17 protein-coding genes are annotated in these 17509 nt (G+C 39.8%); 3 read left to right on the forward strand and 14 right to left on the reverse strand.

What is annotated here, in order from left to right:
* Window position 1: 1 nt before the first annotated feature.
* The 6 genes from B3H30_RS16985 to B3H30_RS17010 all read right to left on the reverse strand — a co-directional run bounded on the left by B3H30_RS16985 (window position 2) and on the right by B3H30_RS17010 (window position 5966).
* Complete coding sequence (locus tag B3H30_RS16985) at window positions 2–958, reverse strand: 3'-5' exonuclease (RefSeq protein WP_286775410.1); 957 nt, start codon at window positions 956–958, stop codon at window positions 2–4.
* 71 nt (window positions 959–1029) lie between these two features.
* On the reverse strand, window positions 1030–2352 hold the full coding sequence (locus B3H30_RS16990) for a M16 family metallopeptidase (RefSeq protein WP_286767581.1): 1323 nt from the start codon (window positions 2350–2352) through the stop codon (window positions 1030–1032).
* Window positions 2342–3601, reverse strand: coding sequence for a M16 family metallopeptidase (locus tag B3H30_RS16995; protein WP_115048529.1), 1260 nt, complete (start codon window positions 3599–3601; stop codon window positions 2342–2344). Before B3H30_RS16995 ends, B3H30_RS16990 begins: the two co-directional genes overlap by 11 nt.
* Before the next feature lie 20 nt (window positions 3602–3621).
* Window positions 3622–4518 carry an oxygen-dependent coproporphyrinogen oxidase gene (gene hemF, locus B3H30_RS17000; protein ID WP_070560847.1) on the reverse strand — a complete coding sequence of 299 codons (897 nt, stop codon included), beginning with the start codon at window positions 4516–4518 and terminating at the stop codon, window positions 3622–3624.
* Between the two features lie 19 nt (window positions 4519–4537).
* Entirely contained in the window at window positions 4538–5542 is a 1005-nt protein-coding gene (locus B3H30_RS17005) for an NAD(P)H-dependent glycerol-3-phosphate dehydrogenase (RefSeq protein WP_070560849.1), read from the reverse strand.
* Between the two features lie 88 nt (window positions 5543–5630).
* Window positions 5631–5966: a Rieske (2Fe-2S) protein gene (locus tag B3H30_RS17010; protein WP_070560851.1), complete on the reverse strand. Its 336-nt coding sequence runs from the start codon at window positions 5964–5966 to the stop codon at window positions 5631–5633.
* Window positions 5967–6034: 68 nt separating this feature from the next.
* On the opposite strand from B3H30_RS17010, the gene ychF reads away from it, so the two are divergent.
* Window positions 6035–7135, forward strand: coding sequence for a redox-regulated ATPase YchF (gene ychF / locus B3H30_RS17015; protein ID WP_286834698.1), 1101 nt, complete (start codon window positions 6035–6037; stop codon window positions 7133–7135).
* A 76-nt stretch (window positions 7136–7211) separates the two neighbouring features.
* On the opposite strand, the gene B3H30_RS17020 is transcribed toward ychF, so the two are convergent.
* Complete coding sequence (locus B3H30_RS17020) at window positions 7212–7508, reverse strand: YgaP family membrane protein (protein ID WP_046676248.1); 297 nt, start codon at window positions 7506–7508, stop codon at window positions 7212–7214.
* A 135-nt stretch (window positions 7509–7643) separates the two neighbouring features.
* Between B3H30_RS17020 and B3H30_RS17025 the strand changes: the two genes are divergently transcribed.
* A complete protein-coding gene (locus tag B3H30_RS17025; RefSeq protein WP_046676247.1) occupies window positions 7644–8489 on the forward strand; it encodes an ATP cone domain-containing protein in 846 nt (281 codons plus the stop codon).
* Window positions 8490–8563: 74 nt separating this feature from the next.
* On the opposite strand, the gene ispE is transcribed toward B3H30_RS17025, so the two are convergent.
* The 5 genes from ispE to B3H30_RS17050 form a co-directional block, all read right to left on the reverse strand.
* Window positions 8564–9379 carry a 4-(cytidine 5'-diphospho)-2-C-methyl-D-erythritol kinase gene (ispE, locus tag B3H30_RS17030; RefSeq protein ID WP_115048527.1) on the reverse strand — a complete coding sequence of 272 codons (816 nt, stop codon included), beginning with the start codon at window positions 9377–9379 and terminating at the stop codon, window positions 8564–8566.
* 30 nt (window positions 9380–9409) lie between these two features.
* Window positions 9410–9937, reverse strand: a complete 528-nt coding sequence (locus B3H30_RS17035; protein WP_046676245.1) for an adenine phosphoribosyltransferase — start codon at window positions 9935–9937, stop codon at window positions 9410–9412.
* The gene (locus B3H30_RS17040; protein ID WP_070560859.1) at window positions 9924–10886 is read right to left on the reverse strand and encodes a helix-hairpin-helix domain-containing protein; all 963 of its coding nucleotides are present in this window, start codon (window positions 10884–10886) and stop codon (window positions 9924–9926) included. Before B3H30_RS17040 ends, B3H30_RS17035 begins: the two co-directional genes overlap by 14 nt.
* 106 nt (window positions 10887–10992) lie before the next feature.
* Window positions 10993–12297: an efflux RND transporter periplasmic adaptor subunit gene (locus B3H30_RS17045; protein ID WP_070560902.1), complete on the reverse strand. Its 1305-nt coding sequence runs from the start codon at window positions 12295–12297 to the stop codon at window positions 10993–10995.
* Window positions 12298–12319: 22 nt separating this feature from the next.
* Window positions 12320–13699, reverse strand: coding sequence for a TolC family protein (locus B3H30_RS17050; protein WP_159332923.1), 1380 nt, complete (start codon window positions 13697–13699; stop codon window positions 12320–12322).
* Window positions 13700–13813: 114 nt separating this feature from the next.
* Between B3H30_RS17050 and B3H30_RS17055 the strand changes: the two genes are divergently transcribed.
* Window positions 13814–14365: a polysaccharide deacetylase family protein gene (locus B3H30_RS17055; protein WP_376746068.1), complete on the forward strand. Its 552-nt coding sequence runs from the start codon at window positions 13814–13816 to the stop codon at window positions 14363–14365.
* Here the strand turns inward: B3H30_RS17055 and B3H30_RS17060 are convergent.
* Window positions 14362–15159: a DUF4249 family protein gene (locus B3H30_RS17060; RefSeq protein ID WP_286834699.1), complete on the reverse strand. Its 798-nt coding sequence runs from the start codon at window positions 15157–15159 to the stop codon at window positions 14362–14364. The genes B3H30_RS17055 and B3H30_RS17060 overlap by 4 nt on opposite strands.
* 6 nt (window positions 15160–15165) lie before the next feature.
* Window positions 15166–17490: a TonB-dependent receptor gene (locus B3H30_RS17065; protein ID WP_070560867.1), complete on the reverse strand. Its 2325-nt coding sequence runs from the start codon at window positions 17488–17490 to the stop codon at window positions 15166–15168.
* Between the last annotated feature and the right edge of the window lie 19 nt (window positions 17491–17509).

Genomic DNA, 17509 nt, shown 5'->3' on the forward strand with positions numbered 1-17509 from the left:
GTTATTTTTTAAATTTATCTTGCAATCCTTTCAACATATCCAAAGAAATGTTCTGCGGCGCTTCTTCTTTTTGTTGATTGAATTCCTTTTTCGCAAGTTTTTTATCTTCTACAGAATGGGTGGCTGCAGCTGCTTTTGCCTTTTGCTCACTCTTTTCCTTTTTATACCGATTCCAGATATTCTCCAAGACCTTCTTGGTATACAATGGAAAATCACCATTCTGCATCCAAGCGTAGTAACTGGGCTCTTGCTCAAATACTTCTATAACAGGTCTTCCTTTATGTTTACCAAAATTGATCGTTTCCAATCCCTCCGCATTATAGACGAGCCGTCCGGCAAAATCTACAGGTTTACTTAGGTTGGTAAACGTATGTAGCGCCTCAACATCGTTTACGACAGGATAAGATACTGTCCCATGTTTATCTTCGAATGCAGCGCCTTCATATTTTGTCAGCTGCGCTTTCAAGACCTCATATGTGGCACGAACATCCGCTTCCGCTGTATGCGCATTTTCAAGATCTTCGTTGCAATAAAACTTGTATGCAGCTTTCAGCGTACGTTGTTCCATCTGATGGAAGATATTTTGAACATCCACAAATGCTCTACCCTCCAATGAAAAATCAACACCTGCCCGTAAAAACTCTTCCATAAGCATTGGGACATCGAATTTATTGGAATTATAGCCCGCGAGATCTCCATCGGAAATAAAAGCCGCAAGTTCCACTGCGATTGCTTTAAAATTAGGAGCATCCTTCACATCTTCATCATAAATGCCATGAAAAAAAGAGGATTCCGCAGGGATAGGCACTTCTGGATTGATCTTCTTTGTATAGACTGTTTCTTCACCACTGGGCATCACTTTCAGAAATGATACTTCCACAATACGATCGGTCGCTACATTAACACCTGTAGTTTCCAAATCGAAAAATACCAATGGTCTTTTTAATTTTAATTCCATGCTGGATAATACACTTTTTTATCAAAAACCAAAAATACAAAGTAGTATTCGATTTTTGTAGTCTAAGAAATTTAATTTACAACCGCTTGATGAACTGGTTCTACTTGACTGATTTTCCCAACAACAACCTTCACCATGGCATCGTAGTCCAAGTATTTATTGGCAAGATGCTGCACCTTCTCGGGCGACATATTTCTGATCTGTTCCATATAATAAGAATAATAGTTCAATGTCATCCCATTTAACAAAACACTTTTGAACTTGTCGGCATGCGAAAAGATACTTTCCAACGAACCCAACATAGAACCTTCCATATAGGTCTTCACAAGATTGACCTCATCCTCGGAGGCCAAAGTTGTTTTCAACAAATTGATCTCCTTTTCTATTTCAGTCAACGTGGCCTGTGTTACATCTACCCCAACTTCAGTTACAATGGTCATAAAACCAGTATGTTTCAAGGTAGCAACAGCCGAACCAATGCTATAGGTATACCCTTTTTCTTCTCGGATATTGCGCATTAGGCGGGAACCGAAAAAACCACCTAATAATGTGTTGACAAATTGTAATGCCGGATAATCGGGATGTTCCCTTCCGATTGTCTGACAGCCTAACCGAATGGCAGACTGCAAGGCATTATCTTTTTCCTCATAAGCCAGGTTATTTGAACCTTGCACCAAAACTGGGACTTCCGAAGGAGATACAGCAGCTGCTCCTTGCCAATCGACACCGAAGATTTGCTCCAACTCCTGCAAAAGCTCTTCAGAAACATTACCTGAAACAATTAATGTACAATTGGTAGGAACAATTTCCCTACGGTACAATTCGATCAGCTGCGCACGCGTAATTGCATCGTAATCTGTTAGTTTTGGTGTACGCCCATAACGATTGTTCTCACCAAAGATCAAATTGTAAAATTTGCGTCTCGCCAGATAATCATTTTTCTGAATAGAAACTTGAAACTTTTGCTTGTTATTACGCAAATAGGTATCTAACTCCTGTTGCGGAATCGATGCTTCCGTCAGAATATCTTTTACAAGCGGCAAGAGTACTTGACTATGTCTATTCAATGTATAAAGCGACAGAGACGTTACGTCAAAAGAATATTCAGGAACAAGAAATGCTCCGTAGAAATCCACTTTATCTGCAATCTCTGCACTCGACATGGTCTTTGTCCCCTCCTTAAGCAATGCACTTAAAGTACTATTTAACAACGGATTTTCAGCCGCACCGTCAAGATAGGTATTCTCAAAGATCCATTCTATCCGTACCAGCTCCTGCTCGGGCGAATGGAATACATAGACAGGCAATCCGTTTGCAAACTGCTTCTTGATTGGTTCTTTCAAACTTATATTTCCAATTTCACGGAACTCGGGTGCTTTTGTTCTATCCAACATGTACAGCCTCCTCTTGTTTTGATTTATACATTAATATAGAAGCATTCTCCGGTCTAAAAATAACCTGAGCTTGCTGTTGAACTTCCTCAGCACTCACCGACAAATATTTTGAGACCTCTGTGTTGATGCCGTTTGCATCACCCAGCAACTCATGGAAAGCCAAGTTCATGGCTTTATCCAAAATAGATAGTTCTGCAAAAACATTGGTCGATTCGATCTTATTCTTTACTTTTTCCAATTCAGCTGCAGGTACTAACTCGGATTTTATGACCTCCAATTCTGCCCACACCGCACGTTCAGCTTCCTCTAGCGAGATGCCTTCCGATGGTTTTCCTTCAATAACAAAGAGGTTATTGTCGATACTTCCCATCACATAAGCATTTATTTCACTAAATAACTGCCCCTCTTTTACCAATCGACGATACAAACGTGAAGAAGAGCCCCTCGATAAAATGTCCGACAGAAGATCCATTGCAAAATACCCCTCTTCCAATCGAGCAGGGCCATGAAATGCCATATAAAGCGCATCCAAAGGCACCTCTGCCCAAGTCGTTTCACGCCTAATCTTATCTTGCGCGGGTTCTTTAGGCAATTGGCGATTGTATTTTTCGCCCGCCTCGATATCGCCAAACCATTTTTCAGTCAAAGCTTTTACTTCCTCAAAATGAACATCTCCAGAAACAACCATAATTGCACTCTGCGGATTATAATGTAATTTGAAAAATGCTTTAACATCTTCCATTGTAGCCTCTTCAATATGGCTCAGTTCTTTTCCGATGGTTGCCCAACGATACGGATGTACCTGATAGGCTAATGGACGTAATTTTAGCCAAGCGTCACCATAAGGCTGATTCAAATAACGCTGTTTGAATTCTTCACTCACGACATTCCGCTGCACTTCGAGGCTTTGTTCGGAAAAAGCCAAACTTAACATCCGGTCCGACTCCAACCACAATGCCGTTTCTAGATTTGAAGAGGGTAAAGTGATGTAATAATTTGTAATATCGTTGCTGGTGAATGCATTATTCTCGCCACCCACTTTTTGTAATTCGGTATCGAAATTAGGAATATTGATACTTCCACCAAACATCAGGTGTTCAAATAAGTGCGCAAATCCGGTCTGTTCCGGCGATTCATCCCTTGCTCCCACATCGTACAAGATATTGACGCAGGCCATGGCTGTATTATGATCCTCGTGTACCAATACACGTAGGCCGTTTTCCAACGTAAATTTTTGATAAGAAACCATCTATTTTTTCTTCGATGTTTTTAAATCCAGTTAATACCTTTTCGCAATAAAGATAAGGTTTTGGCTTCTTCGGAGCCTTCTTCAGGACGATAGTCATATACCCAATTGGCTTGGGCTGGTAGACTCATCAATATGGACTCAATCCGACCATTCGTTTCAAGTCCAAATTTAGTCCCCGAATCCCATACGAGGTTAAATTCGACATAGCGTCCGCGACGGATCAATTGCCAATTTTTCTGTTGATCTGTAAAGGTTTTATGTCGATTTTTCTCCACCAATGCAGTGTAGGTTGGTGCAAACGTGCGTCCAAGGTCACAGGAAAAAGCAAAAATATCTTCCATGCTCACCCCCGTTTTTTCAGTATTCAACTTATCGTAAAATACACCTCCTATGCCACGTGTTTCCTGGCGATGTCTGATATAAAAATAATCATCCGCCCAATTTTTAAACTTTTCATAGTAGGTAGAATCATGTCTATCACAGACATCTTTCAGCTGCTGATGAAAATAACGCGCATCCTCTTCATCGATATAATGCGGAGTTAAATCAATACCGCCGCCAAACCAACGAATCTGATCGTTCAGTTCAAAATAGCGGATATTCATGTGTATAATAGGTACGAAGGGATTGTTTGGATGGATTACAATGGAAACTCCTGTCGCAAAAAAATCATCTTCTTCCACCGCAAATGACTTTTTGATCGCTTCAGGTAATTTGCCATACACAGACGAAAAGTTAACGCCTCCTTTTTCAAAAATTTGACCATTTTGAATGATCCTGGTGCGACCGCCACCGCCGCCTTCACGCTCCCACAATTCTTCTTCAAAGCGTGCCGATCCGTCTAATTTCTCCAGCGCCTGACATATTTCGTCCTGAATTTCTTTATAAGCTAAAGCAATCGCTTCTTTTGTTATCATCTACTCTATTGCTACTTTATTATGTTAATTTTTCGCTCAATGCTTGAATAATTTTAGATGCAGGGAGGTGTTCATACAAAATTTGATGCACGGCATCGCATATTGGCAATTCCACCGCATATTTTTTCGCATACTCTTGAATACATGCCGATGCGTAATACCCTTCAGCCACCATATTCATTTCCAACTGCGCAGATTGTACACTGTAGCCCTTTCCGATCATATTACCAAAGGTTCTATTTCGGCTAAATTGGGAATAGGCTGTTACCAAAAGATCCCCTAAATAAGCCGAAGTATTCACATCCCTTGACGTATCACCATCTACTTTACCTACAAAACGACGCATTTCGCGAATTGCATTGGAGACCAGCACAGCCTGAAAATTATCACCGTAACCTAAGCCGTGACAGATACCTCCAGCTAACGCATAGATGTTTTTCAATACTGCACCAAATTCTATTCCGAGTACATCTTCCGAAAGAATCGTCTTGATAACCCTTGACGACAGAAAGGAAGCAACCAATGCTGCACTATCCAGGTTCTTACAGCCGAAAGTTAAATACGACAATTTGCCTAAGGCAACTTCCTCCGCATGGCAGGGACCACCAACCACACAGATCTGTTCAATATCGACCTCATAGCGTTGCTCCAAAAACTCACCGATAATCAAATTATCTTTGGGAATAATCCCCTTGATGGCTGAAACAACAATTTTATTTCTAAAATCTTCCTTCGTCACATTGGCCAGTGCATCCTTCAAATAGGCCGCAGGCGTATTTAAAATGACAATATCTGAATTAGTAATTACATTTTTAGCATCGGTATCAATCGTCGTAATACTAAGATCAACCGAAACACTGCTCAGGTAAGTCGGGTTATGTTTGAATTTTTGAATATATTCTGCATCCTCTTCCTTTCTTACCCACCAAAAAATATGCTTGTCTTGGTCATTTTCACATAGCATCTTGATCATAGCAGTAGCCCAACTTCCGCTACCAATTATACCAATCTTTTTCCCCTGCATGTCTTTAATTTGTTTTCGACAGCAAATATACTTATTTACTAACGAGATATACGATTCACGCGGTGAGATATGATACTTTCGTTACTTTTTAAGCAAATAAACGCTCCCAGAAGCCTAATTCCAAGCCAACATAATAATCGTTGTTTTCGAATTTTATGGGGTAAACGCGAATAAAATCATGCTGTTCGGGATTACCTCTTCCCGACACCAGATCGAATTCATGGCGATGAAAAGGACAGATTACTTTGCCACGTTCACACCAGCCATTTTTCAATGGTGCCCCAGCATGTGGACATTTAGGCGAGAAAGCATAGAGTTGGTCTTCGTACCAGGTAATACAAATAATTTTTCCACCAAATTTATGTTCGCTGATGCCCTGATTTTTAAGAAAATCGGCATGTTCAATTTTGTACCAATGAACCATTCGACAAGATAGCTAAAAATTACAGTGAATTTTCTATCTTTGTGCAATTTCAAAAATTTGCACTATATATGGCTTTACAATGCGGTATCGTAGGTTTACCAAACGTCGGTAAATCAACATTATTTAACTGTTTGTCGAACGCGAAAGCGCAAGCGGCTAACTTTCCATTTTGTACAATTGAACCAAATGTTGGGGTAATTACCGTACCGGATGCCCGTCTCAATAAATTAGCTGAATTAGTCAACCCGCAACGAATTGTTCCAAACACCATCGAGATTGTCGATATCGCCGGTCTTGTGAAAGGAGCTTCAAAAGGTGAAGGCTTAGGCAATCAATTCTTAGGAAATATTCGTACAACAAATGCTATTATTCACGTTTTAAGATGTTTTGACGATGGGAACGTGATCCACGTAGATGGTTCGGTAGATCCAATCAGAGATAAAGAAATCATTGACACCGAATTGCAGCTTAAAGATTTGGACACTGTAGTAAAACGTATCCAGAAGGTAGAAAAAATGGCTAAAACAGGCGGCGATAAAGATGCAAAAAGAACGTTTGACATCCTATCAATCGTCAAAGATCATCTTGAAGCTGGAAAATCCGCCCGTACAGCAGCAATTGAAGCTGAAGATTTTGAGTTTATCCAGGATTTAGCCTTGTTAACGGCTAAACCTGTACTTTATGTATGTAATGTAGATGAAGGTTCTGTTAATACAGGTAACGCTTACGTAGAACGTGTTAAGGAAGCTGTAAAGGATGAAAAAGCCGAGGTATTGATTATCTCAGCACAGATCGAATCTGAAATCGCACAACTGGAAAGCTACGAAGAACGAAAGATGTTTTTATACGACTTGGGTCTTGAAGAATCTGGCGTACATAAGCTCATCCGCGCTGCATATTCGCTTTTAAATTTGGCGACTTATTTTACCGCTGGTGTACAGGAAGTTCGCGCTTGGACGATTGAGAACGGATTTACAGCCCCTCAGGCTGCAGGTGTAATCCACACAGATTTCGAAAAAGGGTTTATCCGCGCTGAAGTAATCAAGTATGACGATTTTGTCTCACTTGGCTCCGAAAATGCGGTAAAAGAAGCTGGAAAGTTATCGGTGGAAGGAAAAACATATATTGTCCAAGATGGCGATATCATGCACTTCCGTTTTAATGTATAATCATTCCCACCTGTTCAAACAGATAAATACAAAAAAGAGGCCAGTACATGAAATGTACTGGCCTCTTTTTTTTGTGTTATTTAACAAAATAGCGGTGTTCAATCACCTCTACTTTTTTGATATCCTTATCTTCCAGCACTTTCTTAACATCACAATGACCAGTTACGCCGCGATAGATCAGCGCTCCGCCAAGGGTCAATCCTGATAATCCAGTCAGTGGTGATTTAAAAAGTTTTTTAACACCCAAGCCCAATATGAATCCGCCGGCAATCACCGACAGAACACGCTCAGAGGTGCCAATATTTTCTTCGATACAATCGTCTTCGATCTTTGTTTTTATCTTATCAAATGCAAAGTTTAGTAGGTTACTCATAATTATCTCCATTTTATTTATCGTACATGTTATAAACAAATGGTGTCCTAAAAAAGTTTAGGAATAGAATAATAGTTTTTTATGTTGTTTCTCCGACGACATCTCTTATATTCGTATTTAACAAATTAGAGATACATGCAAATCAAAAAATATTCTGGTGAATTGGTACCCTTTAATGGTGAATCGCTACGTCATTCGCTTTCTCGTTCCGGTGCCAATGCTGACCAGGTCAATCAGGTCTACGATAAGGTACTCAACGAAATATATGATGGGATTTCAACAAGAGAACTCTATCAGCTGGCCTTTGATACGTTAAAAACTGTGCGAAATTCTTACGCCGCTCGCTACAGCCTTAAGAAAGCCCTGCGTGAACTTGGCCCTGAAGGTTTCTACTTCGAAAAATACATTGCCCACCTTCTGCGATCCATCGGATATGAAAGCACCACCGGACAGACCGTACAGGGACATGCCGTTTCCCATGAATTGGATGTTGTAGCCTATAAGGACGGTAAACTGATCACCGCCGAATGCAAATTTCGAAACGATATTGACGCAAAAATATCCGTAACGACGCCCATGTATTATCTTTCAAGATTCAAAGATATCAGCAATATCAATTATCAGTTTTTTGGAAAACAGCTGCAGTTTCAAGAAGGCTGGCTGATTACCAATGCATACTTCACCTCCGACTCGATTGATTTTGCCAAATACTATCATATCAACTTGCTTTCTTGGGATTATCCAAAAGAAAATAGCATCAAAAAGAGAGTAGACAAAGCTGTTTTCTATCCGGTCACTTGTCTCACAACTCTTTCCGACCTTGAGGAACAGCAACTGCTCAAAAATCAACTTATTTTGGTAAAAGATATCGTGAGTAATCCCGAGAAATTGGATCTCCTAAACTTAACAAAAGAACGGAAAGAAAAGGTCTTAAACGAGGCTCGCGAACTCATCAACTATCAGGTGGAAGAAGAATATTAATTATAAAAAAAGGTGTTATGTATACCTGTTTGGACAGCTATACATAACACCTTTTTCAGTAGTCGATATTACTTCTAAAGCTTGGTCGGATGATAGATCTTGCCATATTTCGCAAGTTCGTTTAAATCTGTCTTTTCCCAAAATATACCATAAATGGCTGCTCCGGACCCTGACATAGAAGCGTAAATTGCTCCTTTTTGATATAAAGTTTCTTTGATTTCTTTCAACAAGGGGTAACTTTCGAAAATACCATCCTCAAAATCATTTCGAATATGAAACTTCCACTCTTGGATGGGCAAACGAATCGCTTCTTCCAAATTAACTTCGGGTGCCTTAGGTTGCACAGCAGCAAAAGCCTCAGCCGTAGAAATATGAATATTAGGCATAATTACCACAAGATGGTAGCCATCCAGATTTAGATTTAAGTCTTTAAAATCTGTCCCAATACCTGTTGCAAAAACAGGATTATTTGCGATAAAAAAAGGACAATCGGCACCTAGCTTTGCGGCGTATCCCGCCAGCTGCTCTTCAGTAAGATTCAATTGAAAGAGCGTATTAAGTCCTTTCAAAACAAAAGACGCGTCCGCAGAACCGCCGCCTAATCCTGCTCCAATCGGAATTTGTTTGACCAAATCAATGGAAACGGGTGGAATGCCATAATCTTTTTTCAACAATTCAAAAGCTCTTATACAAAGGTTATCATGGAGATTCCCTGGGATACGTTCCCCTTGAATGTTTAGTGTTGTCTCCGCAGCAGTCGTTTCCAATAATTCGATAATATCGTAAATCGGAAGTGGATAGAAAACGCTATTCAGTTCATGATAACCATCCGTACGCTTGGCAATGACTTGCAGCCCAATATTTAGTTTAGCGTTTGCAAAAAGTATCATGTGAATTGCTCTAAATCGTATATTTCAAAATTAATAACTTACCAATGAAAAGATATTATCACTGAACCTAGATAACCGTCCTTTCGCTTTAAGGAAATCCAAAGAGATAATAAAACTGTAGGCGACAATCTCCCCACCAAGTCGTTCAATAAGTTTACTGGCGGCAACGACGGTACCCCCTGTCGCTAAAAGGTCGTCGTGAACCAATATACGGCTTCCTTTTTCAAAAGCATCTTCATGGATTTCAATGGTTGCCTGGCCGTATTCCAGTGCATAGGATTCAGATACGGTTTTAAAAGGCAATTTACCTTGTTTTCGGATTGGAATAAAAGGCAAGCCCAGCCTATTGGCAAGTAAAAATCCAAATAGAAAACCCCGACTCTCAATTCCAGCAATAGCATCTATCTCTATGCCTTGCAATTGATCAATAATCGCATCAACCATTTCGCTACACAATGCCGCATCTTTCAACAAAGGGGTAATATCTTTAAAGACAATACCAGGTTTAGGAAAATCCACAATATCCCGGATTTCCAGTTTCAATTTATCTTGAATCATTCTCAAATATTAAATAAGGCGCAATCTTCGCAATCGCAAGATCTGAAAGTGTTCCTATTTTTGTCAAGTCCTCAATATTGACATAACTTCCATGCTGATCCCTATAATTGACGATTAGTTTCGCATCTTTAGGGCTAAGATACGGATGTTTGGCCAATGAATTTGCATCAAGCTTATTAATATTGATTTTTTTGATTCCATCTAAATTGGCTACAACAATATAGTCTTTAATCTGGTCATAGGTCTCGGCTGTAACTCCATAAACCTCCTTTAATTGTTCTATGCGGTAGAACCCACCAAGAACCTCTTTATATTTCAAAATGCGTTTGGATAGAACCGAACCTATCCCTTTAAGACTGATTAATGCTGTGGTATCACAGGTATTAATATCGATAAGCTCGGCTTTATTTCTTTCAAACTTATCGTAAAGCAAAGGCGCTTTATTTTGTTGTTTTGTTCGCGCTGAATCAGGCATTGTTTTGATTTGAATGTAGGGCTCTAATCTGTTGTAAAGTCGGCCATTGATCGAGTAAATTTTCTTCAGATCGGTTTTTACTCTAAACCTTCCACCTTTTTTTTCATAGTTTTTCAGGACCGCAATCTGTTTATCAGAAAGCCCCAACTTATGCCAATCAGCGTGTGGTAAATTGTTTGGATCAAAATAGAATAGTTTGGTCTCTTCCAAAACCGAATGTTCAGATATTGCCCCCGCACTTTTGTCTTTAGTCGAATAGGTTGCCTCGACCTCCTGTTTGTTTACCGGACCAGAGACCTCAAGAGAGTCATGAAAGGATTGTTCAAATAATTTGGCCTGATTGGGAATTGGATCGCGCGTATTGCTTTTAATCAAAGCATAGATCGTCACAAACAACACAATGATTACCAAAATAATGAAAAACCCATTTTGTTCTGTTTTATTAAATTTAAAATAAGCCAATAGCCTCTTCATAAGCCGCTAAAAATTGGGATATCTAAATTTAATAAATTATAAGGAAAATAAAAAGGGAATTATTAAAAACAATTCCCTTTTTATTAATTATTATCTACAAAGAGATTTATAACTTTGACTTGTCCACTTTTTCAACTTGGCTACCATCCTTTAAAGTTTTTGAAATAGCATCAAATGGCCGAGAGACCACTTCATCCCCTTTTTTCAGCCCTGAGGTAACGATGATATTTTTATCATCCTGAATACCGGTCTTTACCAACACCTGCTTAACAGTTTTATCTTTTAGGACAAATACATACTCCTCCACTTTCTTATTTGTATTGGTAGAATCTTTATCATCAGAACGCACAGTTACCGATTGAATCGGAACAACCAGCCCTTTATCATGTTTTGTAAATATCTGAACGGTTGCTGAAAGCCCTGGCTTAAATGGCGATGCAACGTTCTCTTTCATCAAGTCCTGATACGATTCTGCACTGATGCGCACTTTTACATTAAAATTTGTTACCTGATCTGTCGATGATGTCGTCGTCGTTGTTGTTGCTATATTTTTAGACGAGCTAGCAATTTCCGTCACAACACCTTTAAACTTCCTATCCTTAAAAGCATCGACTTCGATCTCAGCTTGATTCCCTACCCTTACATTATTAATATCATTTTCATTTACATCGACATTAACCTCCATCGAGCTCATATTGGCTATACGCATAATTTCTGTACCTGCCATCTGCGCCGTTCCAACAACACGCTCTCCCTTTTCGATAGACAAGAGCGAGATGATACCATCTGAGGGCGCATAGATTGTCGTCCGATTCAAATTATCCTGTGCTTCTTTTACTGACGCTTGTGATTGGTCAATGCCATATTTTGTCGAACGTACCGTTTCCCTTTGTGCTTGGATAGAAGCCTGTGCAGCAAAATATTCGGCAGAACTTTTATCCATTTCTGAAGCAGAAATAACACGTTTTTCGAAAAGCTCCTGATTCCGTTTATAGGTAGCGGCAACATTTTTGAAGTTTTCTTCTTGTTGTTTTAATTGCTGTTGTGCAGCTGCGAGATTGGCCCGCTGTGAATTCATTGCCGCAACCGAACGATCATAACCAGACTGCAAAATATCAGGTTTGATGCGACAGAGCACCTGTCCTTTTTTAACAAAATCACCTTCTTTAATGTTAAGCTCAACAACCTCTCCAGATACCTCCGAACTCAACTTAACCTCCACCTCAGGCTGAATCTTCCCACTCGCAGAAACTAATTCATCGACATCGGCCTCCTTTACGACATCCACAGCGACTTTAGTAATCTCTCCCTTTCCAAACCAGCCAGCTTTAAAACCTATGAAGCCAAGGACCACCAAGAGCACTACGATGATCAGTATAATTTTTCCAATGCTACGTTTTTTCTTTGCCATTTCTTTTGTTAGTTCAAATAGATTAATTGTTATCGAATTGAATTGGATTTCCAAGGTAATAATCGATGATCTTCGATCTGAATATTACGTTATATTTTGCTTGAATAAGGTCAAATTCGGCCTTATTTCGTTCTGTTTGAGCTGTAAACAATTCCAGTGAATTCGCCATACCAATATCATAACGCTCCTTTGTTGCCTTGAATGCTGTTTCAGCACTTTCAAATGCTACAGTAGCCGAGCTATAGCGTTGTTTGGCCGCATTCACATCCAATACAGCCTGATTAACGGCCTTGTTTAAGTTATTTTTTGCCAACTGCTCGGATGCCTCCGCCTGTTTCAAACCAATCTTTGCCTTGGCCACATTCACTTTATTCTGATTTCTCGAAAAAATAGGAATAGCAAGAGATAAACCTGTGAAAAATGACTTATTATCCGATACTTGCTGGCCAAAGGGCACTCTAAAAAGAGTTGCAGGATCTAAGGGATCGGTTTGTCTTGTCGTTGCAGAGGAGTAATTCGTTCCATAACTCACATTCAGATTGAGTGTAGGATAATAGCCTCCCTTCGCGATATCGATTTGTTTCAATGCTACCTCTTTATCCAATGCAGATTTGTGAATATCGGGCTGTAAGGTGAGCGCTTTTTGGTAAACATCCACGGCATTCTTATCCACTGCATGAACCAATATGGCTTCCAGACTCGGGCGTTCCAAAGAAATAACGGTTTCAGGAGGCATTTCCATCAACTGCTTCAAGGTCAACAAAGACATTTCGTATGAATTTTTTAGATTAACTTTGTTCAGTTCATTTGTGGCAACCTGATTTTTTGACTTAGCAAGATCGGCAATTGTTTTATTACCAACTGCAAATTGGATGGAGTCCAAAGAAAATTGTTGCTTTGATAAAGCAATCTGATCTTCACTGGCAACCATCATCTCATGATTGGTTATTGCTTCCAAATAATTCACCAACACATTGAGCACGAGATCATTCTTGATCTTATCTACCTGAGTCGCTGTAGACTCCAGTTGCAATTTATTCGCTTTGATCTGATTGACCTGCTGAAAACCCTGAAATAAGTTGACACTAGATCCCACGGAGCCACTGGTTCCTTTTGTCCAAGTGTTATTAACGATTCGTCCAGAAGTTAAATCGAAACCAAAACCATAACGGAAACTTTGATCCACAGTAGCACTCAGGTTTGGCAACAAATTACTTTTTGCCTGAAACAGGTCCTGCTCAGCAAGATCTTTGTTCAGGGCCGCTTGCTTTATCTGTACGTTCCGTTCCAATGTCATACGAATGGCCTCGGCCACCCCCACAACCTGTTGGGCTTGAACTAAAACATTAGTTCCAAGAAATAACCCAGTAAATACTACTGCAGAATAATAAAATCTTTTCATGTCCATATGTAGAACCATACATTTTTTTTTAGATTTGAACTTCATTTATCGGTTATGTATTTTGTCAAATCTCCATTTTTCCTTAGATGGCTATATCCCAAATCAATATGGAACATGCCACGTCATGAAAAAAAAGTCTATCTTACTTTTGACGATGGTCCAATTCCTGAAATTACACCTTTTATACTCGATATCCTAAAAAAATATCAGGTGAAGGCAACATTTTTTTGTGTTGGTGAAAATATTAAAAAAAATCCACATTTGTTTCAACGAATTTTAGCGGAAGGACATCAGGTGGGCAACCATACTTACAATCACCTCAAAGGCTGGGAGACAAATGATGAGCAGTATTTGGCAAATGTTGCAAAATGCCAGGAACTGACCCAAACCGATCTTTTTCGCCCGCCTTATGCCCGAGCAACAAAATCCCAACTCCGTCAACTCTATAAAAAATACCGTGTGATCATGTGGGATATTATGTCGGGTGATTTTGATCCGAATTTAAGTCCCCAGAAATGCCTCGAAAACGTTTTGCCCAACATTAAAAATGGCTCTGTTATTATTTTTCATGATAATATCAAAGCCATTCCCCGTGTCGAATATGTTCTCCCTAAAACAATAGAATTTCTATTAAAAAATAACTATCAGCTTTCGAGAATAGATTAAGGTTTACTTCTAGCAAACGTCACCTCAGATTCATAATATTTACCTACACTGACACTGAAATACCCCAATGCATTGTTGCTTAAATTTGAAATCGGATTAGATGGCGAAGCCGAACCAGGATTAATCATTTGAAAACTATTCCAGTAATTGTAGGCGCCTACATCGATACATTGACGTAGGATACGCACACGATCACCAACTTTCAAATCTCTATCGCGGTCGACAATATCATGCTGCACCTCTAAGCCATTGTTATACTTATCGTTAAAGACATCAATAAAACGTAGTTTACCTCCATTCACCGACATCTTATACTTATAATAATTCCCTTTTTCCGGGGGGTCAACAAATACGAGAGTTGGATAATAAATGGTATCAGTAAAAATAATGCGCTGTGAAAGCCCTATAGAATCCACATCCACATAGCTGGGAACCTTTGATACCCCTTGGATCTCCCTTCCATCAGCGGTCTTTACCTGCAACTGGTAAGTGACCTTCTCCTGTAACCGTAATGTCTTATAGGTATACAGCCCGTCAGCCCCCGCTTGAAACGTATAAGTGCGATTATTTTGCATATTCTTAACGATCACTTCTGCATCTGTTATCGGAGAAAACAGCGAGTCTTTAATACTTACAACCTGCTGTATACTAATCTCATGCTGTTGATCCGAAACCATCAAATCTGCGGTGATAACCAATTGACCTGTATTTTCGGGCAGTTCCAATTCTATTTTGTCTTCGCAGCTCCCTAAAGTAAATAATGCAACAGCTATAACTCCTAATATCTTCTTCATACTTTGCTAAAATTTAAAATTCCACGTAATCGATGGTATCGCTCCAAATAATGCTATCCGATAAATCTCGGTGACATTGGATTGTCCTTCTTTTTCTCTAAAGTCGATCAAATAGGCATTTTTTCGGTTATAGGCATTGTAGAGACCAAACGACAAGCTCGAGTAGCTATTCTTTGTTCGCTTAATATCATAAGTTGCTGCCAAATCCAGGCGGTGATAAGCTGGCATCCGCTGCCCATTTCTTTTATCGTAATAGAAGATCGTACGATCGTCAACAAAATATTTCCCCGCGGGCATCGTTACGGCGTCACCTGTATAGTAGACAAAATTGGCGCTCAAATTCCACTTCGGATTTAACTGATACTGCGCCACAATGGCTATATTATGGGTTTTATCCTGCCGCGCACTAAACCACGCACCATCATTGATCTGTTCAAATTGGCGCTCACTTTTGGATAAAGTATAACTCAGCCAGCCGCTAAATCGCCCCAGTCTCTTTTTCAGAAACCATTCAATGCCGTACGCTCTACCTTTTCCAAACAGCAATTCCCCTTCCAGCAATTCATTTGCCTGTAGATCGGCGCCATTCCTATAGTCAATCTGGTTCTTTAAATCTCGATAATAACCTTCAACAGAGAATTCATATCTGTTGGATGCAAAATTCCGAAAGTAACCCAGCGAATACTGATTGGATAACTGCGGCTTAATTGTATTATTGCTCAGTACATATTGATCGGTAGGAAGGCTGCTGGTCGTATTACTCAGTTGATGCAAATACTGAACATTGGTATTAAACGAAGCCTTTACCGTTGTCAAATCATTGATCGCGTAGTTTAAGGAAATGCGAGGCTCCAGATAGACGTACTTTTTACCCAACTTGCCATTTCCTACATAGGTAGAATCCACGGCCTCGCCAGCAGGATCGAAAGTATAAAATGTTCCCGGTCCCAATGCTGCGTAAGCGGATGCTCTCAGTCCAAAGTTTAATTTTAAACGGTCGGTAACTGACCAGTCATCGGTTAGATATGCAGCAACATCAACACCCTTACGATGTTGAATTTGCAATGAATTCACCTTCGAATCTTCCCCCGCTTCGATACTTGCCGGTCGGATTTCCTGCAGGGCTGCCTGCAATCCAAATTTTAGATTGTGACGGTCCGAAAGATTGTACTGAAAATCTTGCTTAAAATTGTAATTAAAGATATCTGAGCGGATCTTAAAGTTATTATCATCCTCAATCTTAACCTGATAATTGAATTTACTAAAAATTAACGTTGTATTGCTAAACAACCTATTGCTCCAGACATGGTTCCAACGCATGGTTCCAGTCGCATTTCCCCAATTGAAATCAAACAAATCATGATAAGCCATTGCATCCTTACCGAAATATCCAGACAAGTAAAGTGTATTCTTATCATTGATGCGATAATTAAACTTTGCATTGAGGTCATAAAAAAAGAGCGCACTCTTCTTAATATTCTCATCACTTGAAAGTTTTAAGAAAAGATCCGCATAAGTACGTCTGCCGGAGATCATAAATGAGCTCTTGCCTTTTTGAATAGGTCCTTCCAATTTAAGACGCGAGGCGATAAGTCCCAAGCCACCTTCTACGTTGAAGTGCTGATTGTTTCCATCCAAGGTGGTTATTTCCATAACCGACGAAATTTTACCCCCATATTGAGCCGGAACCCCACCCTTGTAGAAATTAACGTCTTTGATCGCATCGGAATTAAAGGTCGAGAAAAAACCGAACAGATGGGAACTGTTATAGACAGGAGCCTCATCCAGCAAAATCAGGTTTTGGTCGCCACCACCACCACGCACATAAAAATTGCTGCTTCCTTCCCCACCACTGGTTACTCCTGGAAATAGCTGTATGGTCTTGAGAATATCTTTTTCTCCAAATAGTACAGGGACTTTTTCGATTTCTTTAGGGCTAAACTGCGTAAGCCCAGGCGTTAGATCCTTTATTGATTTGCGCCTATTTCCGGTCACGGTAACCTCGGCGAGCTGATTTTCCTCAGGTACCAACTGAATAATATAAGTGGAGTCCTTATCCAGATAAACAGAAAATCCTTTTGTTCGATAGCCTACCGACGATACTTCTATCCCTTTGCTGCCATCACGGACAGACAAGCTAAAAAAACCATATTTATTTGACGCAGTGGATTTTTCCTCCGCATCGTTTCGTATCACGGCACCAATAATATTCTCACCGCTGATACTGTCCCTAACAAACCCCGAAATAGATTTAGACTGTTGACTATACGCTTGCTGCGCGCAGAACAAAATGGAAGAAAGACAAAAAACAACCTTTATAGGTTTAAACATAATCAAGTGAAGTCAAAAT

Origin of the sequence: Sphingobacterium sp. UBA7038, assembly GCF_002494055.1 — a bacterium.
GTDB lineage: Bacteria > Bacteroidota > Bacteroidia > Sphingobacteriales > Sphingobacteriaceae > Sphingobacterium > Sphingobacterium multivorum.